Below are 860 nucleotides of genomic sequence, written 5' to 3'. Positions count from 1 at the left end.
GAGAACAAACGGTTGGCAATGCGGCTAAAAAGCCGTAAATTTGCCCCGTGGTTAAAAGATAACCACCGAGATATAGAAAGTATTGAATAAGACAATAAAGCCTCTTAAAATGAAAATTCCGTGCAAATAACTTGCAAAAGGGTCAGCAACGTTTTAAGGAGGTAAACAGGGGAAAGGATAAAGCCCGGAACGAAAGAACAAAGGCAAAGGAGCCGATAAGGAACCAAGCCAAAGGACGAAAAGGCGTAAAAGGCAGATTTTGACCCCTGTTTGACATTGAAAAAGGTTAGACGATGAAAAAGAGAAAGAAGCCATTAGGCTACAACAAACGTTCCGAGGAACAACGAATTTATGACATTCGGTTTTGTGCCGATTTATTTTTGCGTGGTTATTCGTACCGGGAAATTGCGGACGCATTGAACCGGGATTTGTCCGCCCGTGGCGTTGGTTATACAATTTCGTTTCAAATGGTTTATTACGATTTGCAACAATGCCTTATCGAATGGAAGCGGGAACGGTTGGATACAATCGACGAATATGTTACACAGGAATTGCGCAAGTTGGATAAAATGGAGCAACAAGCGTGGGAGGCGTGGGAGGTATCCAAAACCGGAAAGCAGCGCACCAAAGAGAAAACCAACCGGGGGCGTCCTATCAAAACGGATGCGACCGACGGCGACCCGGAATATTACGGGTATGACGAAACGACCGTTGAAACGTCGGCGGGCAATCCCCGGTTTTTGGACTTGCTGTTGAACATTCAACAACGCCGGGCAAAGATGTTGGGATTTGATGCACCCGTTAAAATCGAGATACCCGGATACAACGCCGGGACGGACGACGATAAACCGAAATACGAT

The 860-nt window shown here is 45.8% G+C and carries 1 protein-coding gene; it reads left to right on the top strand.

The window, feature by feature from the left end:
* Nucleotides 1–293: 293 nt before the first annotated feature.
* Nucleotides 294–860, top strand: a 567-nt coding sequence (locus tag ACFFUV_RS23445; protein WP_390198350.1) for a hypothetical protein, incomplete at its 3' end; no start/stop codon positions are given.

This window comes from Vibrio olivae, assembly GCF_042428525.1.
Taxonomy (GTDB): Bacteria; Pseudomonadota; Gammaproteobacteria; order Enterobacterales; family Vibrionaceae; genus Vibrio; species Vibrio olivae.
The sequence above is the reverse complement of the archived record's forward strand: the minus strand, read 5'-3'. Positions and strand labels throughout refer to the sequence as shown.